This window comes from Pseudomonas sp. O39 (genome assembly GCF_045447295.1).
In the GTDB taxonomy this organism is placed as follows: Bacteria; Pseudomonadota; Gammaproteobacteria; order Pseudomonadales; family Pseudomonadaceae; genus Aquipseudomonas; species Aquipseudomonas antarctica_A.
The window spans coordinates 128605-145396 of the sequence record NZ_JBJGXV010000008.1 but is presented as its reverse complement, the minus strand read 5'-3'; the positions used below and the strand labels follow the sequence as shown (position 1 = coordinate 145396).

Sequence of the window (16792 nt, the reverse complement as noted above, 5' to 3'; positions counted from 1 at the left end):
GCTTAAACCCCCAGGGACTTTTTATAGCGGCTTTCGACCATGCGGTTCCAGCTCAGCATGATCAGCAGGTTGACCAACAGCAGCACCACCGCGATGGTCGCGCCCATGGGCCAGTTGAGTTCCGAGAGGTACTGGTCGTACACCACCGTAGCGACCATTTTCAGGCGGCGCCCGCCAAGCAGGCCGGGGATCGCAAACGAACTGGCGGCCAGGCCGAACACGATCAAGGTGCCGGAGAGCACGCCGGGCATGACCTGCGGCAACACGATTTTGCGCATTACCGTGGCCTGGCTCGCGCCCAGCGACAGGGCGGCTTGCTCAGCCGACGGGTCGAGCTTTTGCAGCGAGGTCCACACCGGAATGATCATGAACGGCAGCATCACGTGCACCAGCGCGATGATCACGGCGAACGGCGTATACAGCAGTTTTACCGGGCGCCCGCCGAGCGCCTGGATCACCTGGTTCACCAGCCCGTCGGCACCGAGCAGCAGGCTCCAGCCGAAGGCGCGCACCACCACTGAAATCAACAGCGGTGTGAGGATCAGGATCAGGAAGATCGAGCGCCACGGGGTGCCCATGCGGCTGAGGATGTAGGCCTCGGGCACGCCGATGACCACGCACAATAACGTCACCAACGCACTGATCCAGAAGGTGCGCCAGAAGATCTCGTAAAAGTATGAATCGCTGAACAGCGACAGGTAATGCGCGAAGGTCCACTCATCAGCCTTCACGCCGACCTGGTAGTCGAACACGTTGAACGACAGCACCAACGTCATCAGCAGCGGCAGAATCAGCAGCCCGGTAAACAGCGCCAGGGCCGGCAACGACAACACATAACCCCGACTCATGCGCGCACCTCATCCGCCGCCAACACGCGCAGCAGGCCGGCGTGCCAGTCCAGGCCCACCGCCGCGCCGCAGCCGAGCGGCGCACTGCCGTCGTTGCTGCGTACCACGGTGATTTCGCCGAGGGTGGTGTGGATGCGGTACAGCCATTGGCTGCCGAAGAAGTAACTGTCGAGGACTTTGCCTTGCACGCGCCCGGTGCCGGCCTCCACCAGGGTGATTTTTTCCGGGCGCAGGCTCAGGGTCAGTTCACCATCGCCGCTGGCGTGGCGCACCTGTGGGGCGCCGAGTTCGTCATAGTCGCCCGGCAGCAGGTTGGCTTTGCCGACAAAATCCGAGATGAAGCGTGTGCGCGGGTGCTCATACAGCTTGTACGGCGCGTCGATCTGGGTCACGCGCCCGGCCTGCATCACCACCACGCGGTCGCTGATGGACAGCGCTTCGGCCTGGTCGTGGGTGACCATCAAGGTGGTGATGCCCACGGCGCACTGGATGCGGCGAATTTCAAACTGCATTTCTTCGCGCAAGTTGGCGTCAAGGTTGGACAGCGGTTCGTCCAGCAGCAACACCGGCGGCTCGATCACCAAGGCACGGGCCAGGGCCACACGCTGGCGCTGGCCGCCGGACAGTTCACGCGGGTAGCGCTCGGCGTGTGGTGCCAGGCGCACCAGGTCGAGCACGGTTTTGACTTTGCTGGCGATTTCGGCGGCCGGCACTTTGCGCATCTTCAGGCCGAAGGCGACGTTGTCGCGCACGGTCATATGCGGGAACAGCGCGTAGCTTTGGAACACCACGCCCAGACCCCGGGTGGCGGGCTTGGCGTGGGTGATGTCACGCCCGTCGAGCAGAATCTGCCCGCCGCTCACGTCGACGAAGCCGGCGATCATTTGCAGGGTGGTGGTCTTGCCGCATCCCGAGGGGCCGAGCAGGGAAACGAACTCGCCTTTTTCCACCGCAAGGTCGGTGGCGACCACCGCGTCGACGGCGCCGTAGCGTTTGCTCAAGGCGTTGAGTTGGAGAAATGCCATGTCTGCGTTCCACCTTTTTTGAGTCGCGTCGAAACGCGCTTTTTTGTTTTGGGCAGATGCGAAAAGAGTGTTGCGGGTGCGTTGGCGCTCGATCTCGAGTCGGCTGCCATTTGTTGTTCATTTCGCCCCTGTGGACGCAGATTAGGACGAAGACTAGGATGGGCGGAAGATGGAATTTCACTGAATGGACTATTATTTTCAGTTTTATTCATTCACTAGAATTTATGCCTGGGTTGAGTGTTATGGATTCCACTGAGCGGAATGAAGCGAGTAAAGAAGTCGGCGCGGGCGGGGTGTCTCGTCTGTTCGCGCTGCTGCGTACTCTGGGCGAGGTGCCGGAAGGCGGCGAACGCGTCACCCAGCTCGCGCAGCAGGTCGGCCTGTCCCAACCCACCACCCACCGCCTGCTGCGCAGCCTGATGGACGAAGGCATGGTCGAGCAGGACGCGCGCAGCAAACGCTATCGCTTGAGCCTGGAGTTCTTCGCGCTGGCAGCGAACGCGGGCAAGACCGGCAACCTGCGCGACCTGGTGCGGCCGAGCATGTTGCGCCTGAGTGCCTCCCTGGGCGATTCGCTGTTCCTGCTGGCGCGTAGCGGCTTTGATGCGATCTGCCTGGACCGCAGCGAGGGGCCGTACCCGATCCGCACGTTTACCGGCGATATCGGTGGGCGCGTGGCGTTGGGCGTGGGGCAGGGCAGTTTGGCGATTCTGGCGTTCTTGCCGGAGGAAGAGCGTGAGACGGTGATTCGCTACAACCTGCCACGGCTCAAGGATTTTCACCTGTATGACGAAGTGCTGTTGCGCTCGGAGGTCGAGAACGTGCGGCGCCTGGGCTATGCAGCGCGCAATACCGGCGTGTTGGAAGGCATGGCGGGGGTGGCGGTGCCGATCCTCAATCGGGACGGGCATGCGGTGGCGGCACTGAGTGTGGCGACCATCAGTGATCGATTGGGGCCGAGCCGCATGCCGATGGTGGTGGAGTTGCTCAAGCGCGAAGCGGCGGCGATTGGGCCGAGGATCAACCCGTTTGATCCGACGTTGCGCAGGCCGTCGCAGACCTTTGGTGGGTAACGTATCTCCGCCACGATGAAGAATCAGTGTGGGAGCGGGCTTGCTCGCGAATGCGATAGATCAGTTATGGATAGGTCAACTGACACACCGCTTTCGCGAGCAAGCCCGCTCCCACCTTTTTCAGATTGCGGCCAATGCTACTGACGTGGCGGCCGTGCGAGTCTCCACCCCCAATTTCACATACACATGCTCCAGATGCTTGTTCACCGTCCTGGGGCTCAACCCCAAAATATCGCCGATATCCCGATTGGTCTTGCCGCACGCCACCCAGCGCAGCACTTCCACCTCGCGCTCGGTCAGTTGGAACCTGGCCGACAACAGCCGCTGCGCCGGTGCGTCTTCCAGGGTCAACACACTCGGCTGCGTGGCCGCCCGTGCCGAGAGCAAAATGCGTGACGTGCGCAAATGCGCTGCCACCCGTGCCAATACCTCATCGGTCTGGATCGGCTTGGTCACATAGTCGCTGCCGCCCACTTCAAAGCCCTGCACCACATGCTTGCTGTCGGTCAGCCCGGTCATGAACACCACCGGGATGTCTGCGCTGGCGGGCTGCGCCTTGAGCCGGCGGCAGGTTTCGAAGCCATCCAGGCCGGGCATCATCGCGTCCAGCAGGATCAGGTCCGGGCGCCGTCGTTGCACGCGGTTCAGCGCGCTGAGGCCGTCGAGGGCGACCAGCACCATGTAGCCGGCGTCGTCGAGGGCATCGGAGAGCATGGCGAGGTTGTCCGGGGTGTCGTCGACGATCAGCACCACGCCGGGTTCAGTGCTGCGGGTGAGTGCATTCATCTTCGGCCTCCTTGAGGGTTCGGTTGAGTTCATCCAGGCGGAAACCCTTGAGCAAACCGCGGACTTTGCTGATGAAAGGTTCAGTGTCCGGGCGGTGTTCAAGGATCATGTCGAGTTTGTCGTGCAGGCCACGCACATAGCCGATGGCGCTGAGTTCGGCGAGCGCGGCGAGGTCTTCAGGGCTGGGCAGCACACTGGGCGGCGGCGGTGCCTTGGACGTCTTGGTGCGGCGCAGCCACTGCAAACCCAGATGCTGTTGCAGGCGCCCAAGCAGCTCCGGGGTGCGCACCGGCTTGGCCAGGTAGTCATTGCAGGCGGCGGCGATGCTGCGTTCGCGATCGTCGGTAAAGGCGTTGGCCGAGATCACGATAATCGGCGCGCTGGACAGCGCATTGCGGCGGATCAAGCGGCTGGTTTCCAAGCCGTCCAGGGTCGGCATCGACAGGTCCATCAGGATCAAATCCGGCGCCAGCAACGCCACCTGGCGGATCGCATCCTGGCCGTTACTGGCCTGGATCACTTCAAAACCCAAGGGTGTGAGCATGCCGCTAAGCACCTTGCGATGGTCAACGTGGTCGTCTACTACCAGGATGCGTCGGCGTTCACCTTGATAGCCGATGATGTCGTGCTCCACATGCACCACCGCTTGCGGCGCGCGCACTTGGGAGAGGAACAGCCGCACCTGGAAGCACGTGCCCTTGTCCAGTTCGCTGGTGACCCGCAGTTCGCCGCCCATCAACGAGGTGAGCATGCGCGTGATGGTCAGGCCCAGGCCCACGCCTTTGTCCTGGCGCATCAAATCGCCGCGTTCGAACGGCTGGAAAATCCGCTCGATCTGCTCCGGATCAATACCGATGCCGGTGTCGATGATTTCAAAATTGGCGGTCTCGCGCATGTAGCTGACCCGCAGGCACACCTCGCCGCTGTCGGTGAAATTCACCGCGTTGCCCAGCAGGTTGATCAGGATCTGGCGCACGCGTTTTTCATCACCGCGCACCACTGCCGGGATCTTGCCCACGCAGTCGAGGCGAAAGCGCAGGCCCTTGTCCTGCGCCTGCGGGGTGAACATCTGTTCCAGGTCGTGGATCAGCTCCGGGAAGGGGATTTCGGTGAGTTCCAGGCGCAGCTTGCCGGCCTCGATCTTGGCCACGTCGAGCAGGCCGTCGATCAGCGACAGCAAGTGCGAGCCGCTGCGCAGGATGGTCGCCAGGGCGTCCTGATGTTGGTCAGGCATAGCGTTGTCGCGCTGCAGGATTTGGGTGAAGCCGAGGATGCTGTTGAGCGGCGTGCGCAGTTCGTGGGACAGCCCGGTGACGTAGCGGCTCTTGGCGGCATTCGCGGCTTCCGAGGCTTCCTTGGCCTGTTGCAGGGCTTGGTCGGTGAGGCTGTGGGCGTCGATTTCCTGCATCAGGAGCAGGGTCTGGCGGTCGGATTCTTCCTGGGCGACACGCCGGCTTTCGCGCGTCAGCACCACCCACCAGGCGAGCACGGCGGCCAGCACCGAGAGCGTGAGAAACGCCTTGAAGAACGCCTGATACAGGGTCTCTGAATGGGGCAGCCCTTGGGCAGCCTGAACGTAGATCAGTGCCAACGCCCCCGCGAGCAGCAGCACCAGGACTAATAACAACCCCAAATAGTGGGCCAGCCGGGTGTGCAGGCGTGGCATCAAGGAGTTCGGCAGCAACCAGCGCAATGCACTTTCAAACTGGGTAACCAGCCGGGCGTGGGGTTTGCAGCGATCACCGCAACGTGCGTCCAGCGAGCAGCACAGTGAGCAGATGGGCGTGCTGTAGGCCGGGCAGAACGCCATGTCGGCGGTTTCAAACGGGTTGCTGCACAGGCCGCAGACCGCGTGGGTGGCGGGGGCGACCGGGTGAATCAGCTGTACATCACTGGTGCGGGCGATGTAGTACTTGCCCCGGGTCAGCCAGGCCAAGAGCGGCGCCATGATCAGCGCCGTGCCCAGCGCAACGAAGGGCGGCGCGGCGTGGGCCAGTGCGCCGAACAGGCCGAAGTGGGCGAGGATCGACAGCAATGAACCGATCAGCATTGAGCCGACGCCCACAGGGTTGATGTCGTAAAGGTGCGCGCGCTTGAACTCGATGTGTTTGGGCGACAGGCCCAGGGGCTTGTTGATGACCAGGTCGGCCACCAGCGTGCCGATCCAGGCAATCGCGATGTTGGCGTAGAGCCCCAGCACCTGGTCGATGACATCGAACACGCCAAGCTCCATCAGCATCAGCGCAATCGCCACGTTGAACACCAGCCATACCACGCGCCCGGGGTGGCTGTGGGTTACGCGGGCGAAGAAGTTCGACCAGGCCAGGGAACCGGCGTAGGCGTTGGTCAGGTTGATCTTCATCTGGGAAATGAACACGAACAGCACCATCGCGCCGAGTGCCCATTCCGGCGAGCTGAACACGTAGCGGAACGCGACGAGGTACATCTGGGTCGGCTCGGCGGCGCGCTCCATGGGGATTTCATGTTGCAGGGCAAGGAAGGCCAGGAACGCACCGGCGAACATTTTCAACGCCCCGGGGATAATCCAGCCGGGGCCGGCACAGAGCAGGGCGGCCCACCAACGCTTGCGGTTGGCGGCGGTTTTTTCCGGTAGAAAGCGCAGGTAGTCCACCTGTTCGCCAATCTGCGTCACCAGCGACAGCGCCACCGTGCAGGCGGCGCAGAACGCCAACAGGTTGAACCCGCCGCCGTCGCCACTGCGCCCGAGGAAACTGGTCCAGTCGCTGAAGGCATCGGGATTTTTCCACCACACGAAGCCGTAGGGCAGCACCAGCAACAGCAGCCAGACCGGTTGTGTCCACAGTTGCAGGCGGCTGATCAGGGTTACGCCGTAGGCCACCAGCGGAATCACCAGCAGCGAGCAAATGACATAGGCGATGGCCAACGGGATATGAAAATACAGCTCCAGCGCCAGGGCCATGATCGCCGCTTCCAGGGCGAAGAACAGGAAGGTGAAGCTGGCGTAGATCAGCGAGGTGATGGTTGAGCCGATGTAACCGAAGCCGGCGCCGCGGGTCAGCAGGTCCATGTCCACACCGTAACGTGCGGCGTAATAGCTGATGGGCAGGCCGGTGAGGAAGATCACCAGGCTGATCGCGAGGATCGCCCAGAAGGTGTTGGTGAAGCCGTAACTCAAGGCCAGTACACCGCCGATGGCTTCCAGCGCCAGGAACGACACGGCGCCCAGGGCGGTGTTGGCGATGCGCAGCTCCGACCATTTGCGAAAGGATTTTGGGGTGTAGCGCAGGGCGTAGTCTTCCATGGTCTCGTCGGCGACCCAGGTGTTGTAGTCGCGGCGGATCTTGACGATGCGCTGAGTGCCAGAGGTGGGGTGCACGGTGGGTGGCTCCGCAGAGTGGGCGAGTTTAAATGAGCAAGTTCCATGCCCCGATTCAAAATGTGGGCGCTGGCTTGCCTGCGATAGCGGTGGGTCAACCTCTGCTGATGCCGCCTGATACGCCGCCATTGCAGGCAAGCCAGCTCCCACATTGATCGAGGGTGTTTGGGCGGTCGGGATCCTGCTCGAAAATGGTGCGCAGCGGCATACGTCAAATGACGTACACCGTTACGTCAGGCTGCGTATACCCGCGCTGGCCGGGTGCCGCCATGCTGGACCCCTCATTGCAGAGGAGTCGCCCCATGGCACCACGATTGATCCGCTCCACACCGCTGTTGGCCCTGTCATTGCTGGCGGCCGCTCTGTTCAGCCAGGGCGTACTGGCCGATAACGAAGGCCTGGCCGTGACCCCTACCGAAGTGACCGTCGGCCAGTTGCACTCGGCCACCGGCACCATGGCGATTTCCGAAACCGGCTCGATTCAGGCCGAGCGCCTGGCCATCGAGCAGATCAATGCCTCAGGCGGGATTCTGGGACGGCAGATCAAGGTGATCCAGGAAGACGGCGCCTCTGACTGGCCGACCTTCGCAGAAAAGGCCAAGAAGCTGCTGGTCAACGACAAGGTCGCCGCCGTGTTCGGCTGCTGGACCTCGGCCTCGCGCAAAGCCGTGCTGCCGATCTTCGAGAAAGAAAACGGCTTGCTCTACTACCCGACCTTCTATGAAGGCCTGGAACAGTCGAAAAACGTGATCTACACCGGCCAGGAAGCTACCCAGCAAATCCTTGCCAGCCTCGACTGGATCGCCAAGACCAAAGGTGCCAAGACGTTCTACCTGGTCGGCTCGGACTACATCTGGCCGCGCACCTCGATGAAAATCGCGCGCAAGCACATTGAAAACGTACTGCACGGCACCGTGGTCGGCGAAGACTATTACCCGCTGGGCAACACCCAGTTCGGCTCGCTGATCAACAAGGTCAAGCTGAAGAAACCGGACGTGGTGTTCGCGGCCGTGGTCGGTGGTTCCAACGTGGCGTTCTACAAACAACTGAATGCGGCGGGTGTGAACGCGTCCAAGCAAACCTTGCTGACCCTGTCGGTGACCGAGGATGAATTGCTCGGCATTGGCGGCGAAAACATGGCTGGTTTCTACGCCTCGATGAAGTACTTCCAAAGCCTGGACAACCCGAACAACAAAGCCTTCGTCGAAGCCTTCAAGGCCAAGTATGGCAAGGATGCGGTGATCGGCGACGTGACCCAGGCGGCCTACCTCGGCCCATGGCTGTGGAAAGCGGCGGTGGAGAAGGCCGGCAGTTTCGACGTGGATAAAGTCGTGGCCGCTTCGCCGGGCATCGAGCTGAAAACCGCGCCGGAAGGCTACGTGAAGATCCACGAGAACCATCACCTGTGGAGCAAGTCGCGTATCGGTGAAGTGCAGCCCAACGGCCAGTTCAAGGTGATCTACGAGTCGGATCTGATTGAGCCGAACCCGTTTCCTAAAGGCTACCAATAACTCCGGGGCTGGCACTGATCCAACTGTGGGAATTGGCTTTGTGTGGGCGCTGGCTTGCCTGCGATGCAGGCGACTCGGTCTTGCAGCCAGACCGAGGTGATTCCATCGCAGGCAAGCCAGCTCCCACATAAATCAACAGCAGATTGCATTTCAACCTCCCGCTCAGGAGACCATCATCATGGAATGGCTATCGGAATTTGGGGCCATCGCGGCAATGCAGGGGTTCAACGGCTTGTCCGTGTTCTGCGTGCTGTTGCTGATGGCATTGGGGCTGGCGATCATCTTTGGCCAGATGGGCGTGATCAACATGGCCCACGGTGAGTTCCTGACCATCGGCGCCTACACCACCTACGTGTGCTCCAGCCTTACGGCGCACTTTGCGCCGAGCTTCCAACCCTATTACTTCTTCTTTGCCATCGCCCTGTCATTCCTTGTCGCCGGCGCCGTCGGCTGGCTGGTGGAGTGGGCGATGATCAGCCGCTTGTACAAGCGGCCGCTGGACACGTTGCTCGCCACGTGGGGCTTGTCGCTGGTGATGCAGCAAACCTTCCGTTCGGTGTTTGGCGCCCGTGAAGTCAGCGCCGAGCCCCCGGCCTGGCTGATGGGCTCGGTAAACTTCACCGACGCCATCGAAATCCCGCGCAACGGTTTGTTCATGATGGGCCTGACCTTGCTGCTGACCGCCGCGATCTTCCTCATGCTGTACCGCTCGCGCTGGGGCTTGCAGGTGCGCGCCACGGTACAGAACCGCCTGATGAGCCGCGCCGTGGGCATCAATACGCGCAAGGTCGACCGCATGACCTTTGCCCTCGGCTGCGGCGTCGCCGGTGTGGCGGGCGCGGCCTTCACCACCATCGGTTCCACCGGCCCGACGGCGGGCTCGCAGTACATCGTCGACACCTTCCTGGTGGTGGTGTTCGGCGGCGCGCAAAGCCTGTTCGGCACCATCGCCTCGGCGTTCGTGATCGCCCAGACCCAATCGCTGTCGGAGTTTTTCCTCAGTGGCTCGATGGCCAAGGTACTGACCTTGTCGTCGGTGATCCTGATCCTGATGCTGCGCCCGCAAGGGTTGTTCTCCATCAAAGTGCGCAAGTAGAGGCGAGCAGATGAAGGCTTTAGACAAGCTGCTGGGCGGCCAGCAAAACCTGATCGGTATCGTGCTGTTGGCGCTGCTGATCCTGGTGGTATTCCCCCTGACCCTGGATGCGTTCCGCCTGAACATGGTCGGCAAGTACCTGACTTACGCGTTCGTCGCGGTAGGGCTGGTGTTGTGCTGGGGCTACGGCGGCATTCTCAGCCTGGGGCAGGGCGTGTTCTTTGGGGTGGGCGGCTACTGCATGGCGATGTTCCTCAAGCTGGAAGCATCGGACCCCGAAAGCACCAGGATCCAATCCACACCGGGCATTCCGGACTTCATGGACTGGAACCAGATCACTGAGTTGCCTTGGTTGTGGCAGCCGTTCCACAGTTTCAGTTTTACCCTGGTGGCGGTGATCGCGGTGCCGGTGCTGCTGGCGTTCATCATCGGCATGGCGCTGTTCAAGCGACGCGTGGGCGATGTGTATTTCTCCATCGTCACCCAGGCCATCGCGCTGATCCTTACGGTGCTGATCGTCGGCCAGCAAGGCCTGACCGGCGGCGTCAACGGCATCACCGACCTCAAGACCCTGCTCGGCTGGGACCTGCGCACCGACAGCGCGAAAATGATCCTGTACTTCATCAACGCCGGCCTGCTGTTCGGCTGCATCTTTATTGGCCGCTTCATTCTCGCCTCCAAGCTCGGCCGGCTGCTGATGGCCATGCGCGACAAAGAGGAGCGGGTGCGTTTCTCCGGGTATGACGTGGCCAGCTTCAAGATCTTCGTTTTCTGTGTGGCTGCCGCGTTCTCGGCCATTGGCGGGGCGATGTTTGCCTTGCAGGTGGGCTTTATGTCGCCGTCGTTCGTCGGCATCGTGCCGTCGATCGAGATGGTGATTTTCGCCGCCGTGGGCGGGCGCATGTCGTTGCTCGGCGCGATGTATGGCGCGCTCCTGGTGAACTACGGCAAGACCTACTTTTCCGAGTCCTTTCCTGAGCTGTGGCTGTACTTGATGGGCGGGCTGTTTATCGCCGTGGTCATGTACTTCCCCAATGGTTTGGCTGGCTTGTGGGACAGTCATGGTCGCCAGGCGCTGGCGAAATTGCTGCGGCGTAAACCGGTGGTGAAAGTCGCCGCCGCCGTGGCCAAGCCCAAAACTGAAACCAAAATCCTGGAGACCCAGCCATGACCGCCGTCGGTTTTGAAATGAAGAAACCGGTGCTGGCCATCGAAGGCCTCACTGTCTCGTTCGACGGCTTCAAGGCGGTCGACAACCTCAATTTGTATATCGACCGCAATGAAGTGCGCGTGGTGATTGGCCCCAATGGCGCCGGCAAGACCACGGTGCTCGACCTGATCTGCGGCAAGACCCGCGCCACCAGCGGCAGTATCCAGTTCGACGGCCAGGAACTGACCAAGATGCGCGAGTACAACATTGTGCGCGCCGGGGTCGGGCGTAAATTTCAGAACCCGTCGATCTACGAAAACCTCACGGTGTTTGAAAACCTTGAGATGTCTTATCCCGCCGGTCGCAAGGTTTGGGGCGCACTGTTTTTCAAGCGCAACGCGCAAGTGATCGCGCGGGTGGAAGAGGTGGCGCGGGAGATCTTCCTCGGTGATTTACTGCAACAACAGGCCGATCTGTTGTCCCACGGGCAAAAGCAATGGCTGGAGATCGGCATGCTGCTGATGCAAGACCCCGAGCTGCTGATGCTTGATGAACCGGTGGCGGGCATGAGCGTCAACGAGCGCGCGCAAACCGCCGAGCTGCTCAAGCGCATCAGTCAGGGGCGTTCGGTGCTGGTGATCGAACACGACATGGAATTCGTCAAAAGTATTGCCCACAAGGTCACGGTGCTGCACCAGGGCAAGGTGCTCGCCGAGGGCAGTATGGAGTCGGTGCAAGGCAACCCTAAAGTTATCGAAGTGTATTTGGGCCACTGAGGAATCCGGCATGTTCAAGATTGACCAGTTGTCCTGCGGCTACGGCCAGAGCCAGATCCTCCACGACCTCGACCTGAACGTGGCCAAGCGTGAAATCGTCGCGGTGATGGGCCGCAACGGCATGGGCAAGACCACGCTGTTCAAAAGCCTGATGGGCATCCTGCCGCAGTGGAAAGGCCAGGTCAGCGTGGACGGGCAGGATGTGTCGGCACTGGAAACCCATGAGCGGGTGGCGCGCGGCATCGCCTATGTACCCCAGGGGCGCATGATTTTCCCGAGCATGACGGTGCTGGAGAATATCCAGACCGGTTTGCCGGCGTCGGCGCGGGGTAAGGTGCCGGAGGATTTGTATGCCCTGTTTCCGGTGTTGCACGACATGCAGTCGCGCAAAGGCGGCAACCTCTCGGGTGGGCAGCAACAGCAGTTGGCGATTGCGCGGGCGCTGGCGACGAACCCGAAGGTGTTGTTGCTGGACGAGCCTACGGAGGGCATTCAGCCGTCGATCATCAAGGACATAGCACGCACGCTGAAAGAGATTCGCAACCTGCGGGACTTGACCATTGTGGTGTCCGAGCAAGTGCTGTCGTTCACGCTGGAAATCGCCGACCGATTCCTGGTGATTGAAAAGGGCCGCTTCGTGGTCGAAGAGACCCGGGATCGGGTGGATGAGGCGACCATAAGCCGCTACCTGTCTGTCTAATTATCACGGCTCAAATGTGGGAGCTGGCTTGCCTGCGATAGCGGTTTATCAGTCATGGAATTGTTGGCTGACACACCGTTATCGCAGGCAAGCCAGCTCCCACATTTTTTGATTGCGGTACACCCCTTTCTCCATACGTCATCCAACGTATTCCCCGTTTCCCCCGGCTCCACGAGACTGGATCGAACGCACCAAGCCATCCGTCCAGGAGCCAGTCCATGACCGAAACGCTGATCAAAGTCGACCTCAACCAGCCTGTCACCGAAAACGAAAATATCCATAACCGCTGGCACCCGGATATTCCGATGGCCTGTTGGGTCAAGCCGGGCGATGACTTCATCCTGGAGACCTACGACTGGACTGCCGGCGCGATCAAGAACAACGACGACGCCAGCGATGTGCGTGATGTGGACCTGTCCACCGTGCATTACCTGTCAGGCCCGGTGGGCGTGCACGGCGCCGAGCCGGGTGATCTGCTGGTGGTGGACTTGCTCGACATCGGCGCCAAGGCCGATTCGCAGTGGGGCTTCAACGGTTTCTTCTCGCGACAGAACGGCGGTGGTTTCCTCACCGATCATTTCCCCAGCGCGCAAAAAGCCATCTGGGACTTCAAGGGCATGTTCACCAGCTCGCGGCACATACCAGGGGTTAACTTTGCCGGCCTGATCCACCCCGGCCTGATCGGTTGCCTGCCCGACCCGGTGATGCTCGCCGACTGGAACCGCCGCGAGCAGGAACTGATCGACACCAACCCCACCCGCGTGCCGCCGCTGGCGAATGCGCCGTTGGCGGCCACCGCGCATATGGGCAAGCTCAAGGGCCAGGCGCGTGACGACGCCGCTGCGACCGGCGCGCGCACAGTACCGCCGCGTGAGCATGGCGGTAACTGCGATATCAAGGATTTGTCCCGCGGATCGAAGATCTTCTTTCCGGTCTACGTCAACGGTGCCGGGCTGTCGGTGGGCGACCTGCACTTCAGCCAGGGCGACGGCGAAATCACCTTTTGCGGCGCCATCGAAATGGCCGGCTGGGTGCATATGAAGGTCGAGCTGATCAAGGGCGGCATGGCCAAGTACGGGATCAAGAACCCGGTGTTCAAGCCGAGCCCGATCACCCCGAACTACAAGAACTACCTGATTTTCGAAGGCATCTCGGTGGACGAGCAAGGCCAGCAACACTACCTGGACGTCAACGTCGCGTACCGCCAGGCCTGCCTGAATGCGATCAACTACCTGACCAAGTTCGGCTACTCACCGGCCCAGGGTTACGCGTTGCTCGGTTCGGCGCCGGTGCAGGGGCACATCAGCGGCGTGGTGGACATTCCAAATGCCTGCGCCACCTTGTGGTTGCCGACGGAAATCTTTGAATTCGATATCAACCCCAACGCCAATGGCCCGACGAAATTCCTCGACGGCAGTATCGACCTGCCCATCGCCCCGGACCTGTAGCCATGCCGACCTACGAATACGCCTGCCCAACGTGCGGCACTTTCACGATGCTGCGGCCAATCGCCCAGCGCAACGAACCCAGCCAGTGTCCCTACTGTGCGGGGCCGGGCGGGCACCTGAGGGTGTCGGCACCGGCGCTGCAAACTCTGTCGGCCAACCAGCGCAAGGCTATGGCCGGCAACGAGCGCAGCGCCCACGCGCCGCAAACCGTCGGTGAGTACCAGGAAAGCCGAAAGCACCCAGCGGGTTGCAGCTGCTGCGGCACCAGCAAGCAGGTGGAACCGAGTAAGGCCAACCCTTTGGGCCTCAAGACCAGGACCGGGCCACGGCCGTGGATGATCAGTCACTAGACCAGGAGCATTGTTATGCGTCATGGCGATATTTCCAGCAGCCCGGACACCGTTGGTGTCGCGGTGGTGAACTACAAGATGCCACGCCTGCATTCCAAGGCCGAGGTCATCGATAACGCAAAGAAAATTGCCGAGATTATTCTCGGCATGAAGCAGGGCCTGCCGGGTATGGACCTGGTGGTGTTCCCGGAATACAGCACCATGGGCATCATGTACGACCACGATGAGATGATGGCCACCGCCGCAAGTATTCCTGGCGAAGAGACGGCGATTTTCTCGGCGGCGTGCCGTCAGGCCAATACGTGGGGCGTGTTTTCCCTGACCGGTGAGCGTCACGAAGAACACCCGCACAAGGCGCCTTACAACACGCTCGTGCTGATCAACAACCTCGGCGAAATCGTGCAGCGTTACCGCAAGTGCATTCCCTGGTGCCCTATCGAAGGCTGGTACCCAGGGGATCGCACCTACGTGTGCGAGGGGCCCAAAGGCATGAAGATCAGCCTGATCATCTGCGACGACGGCAATTACCCGGAGATCTGGCGCGACTGCGCGATGAAGGGCGCCGAGTTGATCGTGCGCTGCCAGGGCTACATGTACCCGGCCAAGGAGCAGCAGGTGCAAATGTCCAAGAGCATGGCCTGGGCGAATAACTGCTATGTGGCCGTGGCGAATGCGGCGGGGTTCGACGGGGTGTATTCGTACTTCGGCCACTCGGCGATCATCGGGTTTGATGGGCGCACATTGGGCGAGTGTGGCGAGGAGGAGATGGGCATTCAATACGCCCAGCTTTCGGTATCACAGATCCGCGATGCGCGGGCCAACGACCAGTCGCAGAATCACTTGTTCAAGCTGCTGCACCGTGGCTACACCGGCATGCACGCCTCGGGCGATGGCGACAAGGGTGTGGCCGACTGCCCCTTCGAGTTCTACCGCACCTGGGTGCTGGACGCGCAAAAGGCCCAGGAGAATGTCGAGAAAATCACCCGCAGCACGGTGGGCGTCGCCGCGTGCCCGGTGGGGCAGTTGCCCCATGGCGGAAAAGAAAAATCAGTGGGGTAGGGCATGCGCTTTACCTTTGAACCGGCCCAGATGATGGCATTGCTGCGTAGCCGTATCGTTGGGCAGGAGGCCGCGCTGGCCCAGGTTGAGAGTTTGCTCAAGGTGGTCAAGGCCGACATCGGTGAGCGGGACCGGCCCTTGAGCGTCAACCTGTTCATGGGGCCGACCGGCGTCGGTAAAACCGAAATCGTGCGCCTGCTCGCTCAGGCGTTGCACGGTCGCACCGACGGCTTTTGCCGTATCGACATGCACACCCTGGCCCAGGAGCATTACGCCGCCGCACTGACCGGCGCCCCGCCGGGGTACGTGGGCAGCAAGGAGGGCATCAGCTTGTTCAACAGCGAGTTGATCCAAGGCACCTACAGTCGACCCGGTATCGTGTTGTTCGATGAACTGGAGAAAGCCAGCCAGGAAGTCGTGCGCAGCCTGCTCGGCATTCTGGAAAACGGCCAGCTGACGTTGGCCGGTGGTACGCGCACCCTGGACTTTCGCAACAGCCTGATCTTCATGACCAGCAATATCGGCGCGCAACAGGCACGTCGTCATCGTCAGCGGTTTGCCCAGGGCTGGCGGCGCTTGCTGCGCGTCTTTGTGCGGGATGAGGCGGCCGTGCTCGAAGACGCGTTACATAGCCACTTTGAGCCTGAGTTTCTCAACCGAATCGACCGCATCCTGATGTTCGAGCCTATCGACAGCCAGTGGCTGGACGCACTGCTGGACGTGGAGCTGGAGAAACTCAACCTGCGCTTGGCGGCGCATCAGCGTTCGTTAAGCGTGGAAGCGCCGGCAAGGATGTGGCTGTGTCGCCAGCACGATGCACGGTTCGGCGCACGGGCGTTGGGCCGCCGCCTGCGGGTAGAGCTGGAGCCGGCGATTGCCGAGTGCTTGCTGAGAGACCCCACGGTGCAAGGGATGCGGGCGACACTGCACGGCGAGCGTTTGAACGTTTCACGAGAATAACCTTGCGTACCGAAAAATTAAGACTAATATGATCCGGGTAAAACAAATAACGCCCGGGTAATAATCCATGTCTACGCAAAACATTCCCCGTTGCACCGCCTTTGTCCAACAGCAGCGCGTGGCCGCTGGCAGTTATCCCGAAGTTGCGACTGTTTTGGCGGGCCTTGCCCTGCCGATGGGCAGCTTCCTGGTGTTCGACGACGCTACCGGCACCCAGGTCGATTACCCGTGGCCACTCGGTTACGTGCCAGCGCAACCCGCACACACTGAAACCGATGACGAGCCGCCCGTGGCCCCCTCGGTCGGACGCCCAAAGCTGGGCGTGGTCGCGCGGGAGGTCACGTTGTTGCCTCGCCATTGGGAGTGGCTGGGCCAGCAACGCGGCGGCGCTTCAGCGGCCTTGCGCCGGTTGGTGGATGAGGCGCGCAACACCAGCGCCTCCCGTGATCAGATGCGCCAGGCCAAAGAATCCAGCTACCGTTTCATGAATGCCATCTGCGGCAACTTGCCGGGTTTTGAAGACGCTTCACGTGCGCTGTTTGCTGAGGATGCGGCCGACTTTTCGCGCAAGGTCGCGCATTGGCCGGTAGACGTGCAGACTTACCTGGCCTGGCTGTCGCGCAATGCTTTCCCCGTCTAACAATAATTCCGG

The 16792-nt window shown here is 61.4% G+C and carries 15 protein-coding genes; 11 read left to right on the top strand and 4 right to left on the bottom strand.

Translation table 11 applies throughout. The features are described from left to right. Window positions 1–2: 2 nt before the first annotated feature. On the bottom strand, window positions 3–848 hold the full coding sequence (locus ACI77D_RS13785) for an ABC transporter permease (RefSeq protein WP_064452762.1): 846 nt from the start codon (window positions 846–848) through the stop codon (window positions 3–5). Continuing rightward, window positions 845–1873 carry an ABC transporter ATP-binding protein gene (locus ACI77D_RS13780; RefSeq protein WP_064452761.1) on the bottom strand — a complete coding sequence of 343 codons (1029 nt, stop codon included), beginning with the start codon at window positions 1871–1873 and terminating at the stop codon, window positions 845–847. The genes ACI77D_RS13785 and ACI77D_RS13780 overlap by 4 nt, the downstream gene beginning before the upstream one ends. Before the next feature lie 242 nt (window positions 1874–2115). Here ACI77D_RS13780 and ACI77D_RS13775 point away from each other — a divergent pair, with 242 nt between their 5' ends. Next, on the top strand, window positions 2116–2946 hold the full coding sequence (locus ACI77D_RS13775) for an IclR family transcriptional regulator (RefSeq protein WP_407016785.1): 831 nt from the start codon (window positions 2116–2118) through the stop codon (window positions 2944–2946). A 120-nt stretch (window positions 2947–3066) separates the two neighbouring features. Here the strand turns inward: ACI77D_RS13775 and ACI77D_RS13770 are convergent, their stop codons facing one another. Continuing rightward, entirely contained in the window at window positions 3067–3732 is a 666-nt protein-coding gene (locus tag ACI77D_RS13770) for a response regulator (protein WP_053256610.1), read from the bottom strand. Further along, entirely contained in the window at window positions 3707–7090 is a 3384-nt protein-coding gene (locus tag ACI77D_RS13765) for an ATP-binding protein (RefSeq protein WP_407016784.1), read from the bottom strand. The genes ACI77D_RS13770 and ACI77D_RS13765 overlap by 26 nt, the downstream gene beginning before the upstream one ends. Before the next feature lie 302 nt (window positions 7091–7392). Here ACI77D_RS13765 and urtA point away from each other — a divergent pair, with 302 nt between their 5' ends. From urtA to ACI77D_RS13715, 10 genes are all read left to right on the top strand, one after another. After that, entirely contained in the window at window positions 7393–8601 is a 1209-nt protein-coding gene (gene urtA, locus ACI77D_RS13760; RefSeq protein WP_064452758.1) for an urea ABC transporter substrate-binding protein, read from the top strand. Between the two features lie 178 nt (window positions 8602–8779). Beyond that, window positions 8780–9697, top strand: a complete 918-nt coding sequence (urtB, locus tag ACI77D_RS13755; RefSeq protein ID WP_053256607.1) for an urea ABC transporter permease subunit UrtB — start codon at window positions 8780–8782, stop codon at window positions 9695–9697. Window positions 9698–9707: 10 nt separating this feature from the next. After that, window positions 9708–10868, top strand: coding sequence for an urea ABC transporter permease subunit UrtC (gene urtC / locus ACI77D_RS13750; RefSeq protein WP_407016782.1), 1161 nt, complete (start codon window positions 9708–9710; stop codon window positions 10866–10868). After that, on the top strand, window positions 10865–11623 hold the full coding sequence (gene urtD, locus ACI77D_RS13745) for an urea ABC transporter ATP-binding protein UrtD (RefSeq protein WP_407016781.1): 759 nt from the start codon (window positions 10865–10867) through the stop codon (window positions 11621–11623). The genes urtC and urtD overlap by 4 nt, the downstream gene beginning before the upstream one ends. 10 nt (window positions 11624–11633) lie before the next feature. Further along, window positions 11634–12323: an urea ABC transporter ATP-binding subunit UrtE gene (urtE, locus tag ACI77D_RS13740; RefSeq protein ID WP_064452755.1), complete on the top strand. Its 690-nt coding sequence runs from the start codon at window positions 11634–11636 to the stop codon at window positions 12321–12323. Window positions 12324–12541: 218 nt separating this feature from the next. Further along, window positions 12542–13771 (top strand): formamidase, encoded by a 1230-nt coding sequence (gene fmdA, locus ACI77D_RS13735; protein ID WP_064452754.1) that lies wholly within the window; start codon window positions 12542–12544, stop codon window positions 13769–13771. Window positions 13772–13773: 2 nt separating this feature from the next. Continuing rightward, on the top strand, window positions 13774–14121 hold the full coding sequence (locus ACI77D_RS13730; RefSeq protein WP_407016780.1) for an FmdB family zinc ribbon protein: 348 nt from the start codon (window positions 13774–13776) through the stop codon (window positions 14119–14121). 15 nt (window positions 14122–14136) lie between these two features. Next, complete coding sequence (locus ACI77D_RS13725) at window positions 14137–15180, top strand: aliphatic amidase (RefSeq protein ID WP_064452752.1); 1044 nt, start codon at window positions 14137–14139, stop codon at window positions 15178–15180. Between the two features lie 3 nt (window positions 15181–15183). Continuing rightward, a complete protein-coding gene (locus ACI77D_RS13720) occupies window positions 15184–16140 on the top strand; it encodes an AAA family ATPase (RefSeq protein ID WP_407016779.1) in 957 nt (318 codons plus the stop codon). Between the two features lie 67 nt (window positions 16141–16207). After that, the gene (locus tag ACI77D_RS13715; protein ID WP_407016778.1) at window positions 16208–16780 is read left to right on the top strand and encodes a DUF2239 family protein; all 573 of its coding nucleotides are present in this window, start codon (window positions 16208–16210) and stop codon (window positions 16778–16780) included. The last annotated feature ends 12 nt before the right edge of the window (window positions 16781–16792 follow it).

Coding starts and splice junctions, on each gene's coding strand:
- ACI77D_RS13725 (WP_064452752.1), top strand. CDS start 14,137: ATGCGTCATGGCGATATTTCCAGCAGCCCGGACACCGTTGGTGTCGCG.
- fmdA (WP_064452754.1), top strand. CDS start 12,542: ATGACCGAAACGCTGATCAAAGTCGACCTCAACCAGCCTGTCACCGAA.
- urtA (WP_064452758.1), top strand. CDS start 7,393: ATGGCACCACGATTGATCCGCTCCACACCGCTGTTGGCCCTGTCATTG.
- ACI77D_RS13785 (WP_064452762.1), bottom strand. CDS start 848: ATGAGTCGGGGTTATGTGTTGTCGTTGCCGGCCCTGGCGCTGTTTACC.
- urtD (WP_407016781.1), top strand. CDS start 10,865: ATGACCGCCGTCGGTTTTGAAATGAAGAAACCGGTGCTGGCCATCGAA.
- ACI77D_RS13770 (WP_053256610.1), bottom strand. CDS start 3,732: ATGAATGCACTCACCCGCAGCACTGAACCCGGCGTGGTGCTGATCGTC.
- urtB (WP_053256607.1), top strand. CDS start 8,780: ATGGAATGGCTATCGGAATTTGGGGCCATCGCGGCAATGCAGGGGTTC.
- ACI77D_RS13775 (WP_407016785.1), top strand. CDS start 2,116: ATGGATTCCACTGAGCGGAATGAAGCGAGTAAAGAAGTCGGCGCGGGC.
- ACI77D_RS13730 (WP_407016780.1), top strand. CDS start 13,774: ATGCCGACCTACGAATACGCCTGCCCAACGTGCGGCACTTTCACGATG.
- ACI77D_RS13780 (WP_064452761.1), bottom strand. CDS start 1,873: ATGGCATTTCTCCAACTCAACGCCTTGAGCAAACGCTACGGCGCCGTC.
- ACI77D_RS13715 (WP_407016778.1), top strand. CDS start 16,208: ATGTCTACGCAAAACATTCCCCGTTGCACCGCCTTTGTCCAACAGCAG.
- ACI77D_RS13720 (WP_407016779.1), top strand. CDS start 15,184: ATGCGCTTTACCTTTGAACCGGCCCAGATGATGGCATTGCTGCGTAGC.
- urtE (WP_064452755.1), top strand. CDS start 11,634: ATGTTCAAGATTGACCAGTTGTCCTGCGGCTACGGCCAGAGCCAGATC.
- urtC (WP_407016782.1), top strand. CDS start 9,708: ATGAAGGCTTTAGACAAGCTGCTGGGCGGCCAGCAAAACCTGATCGGT.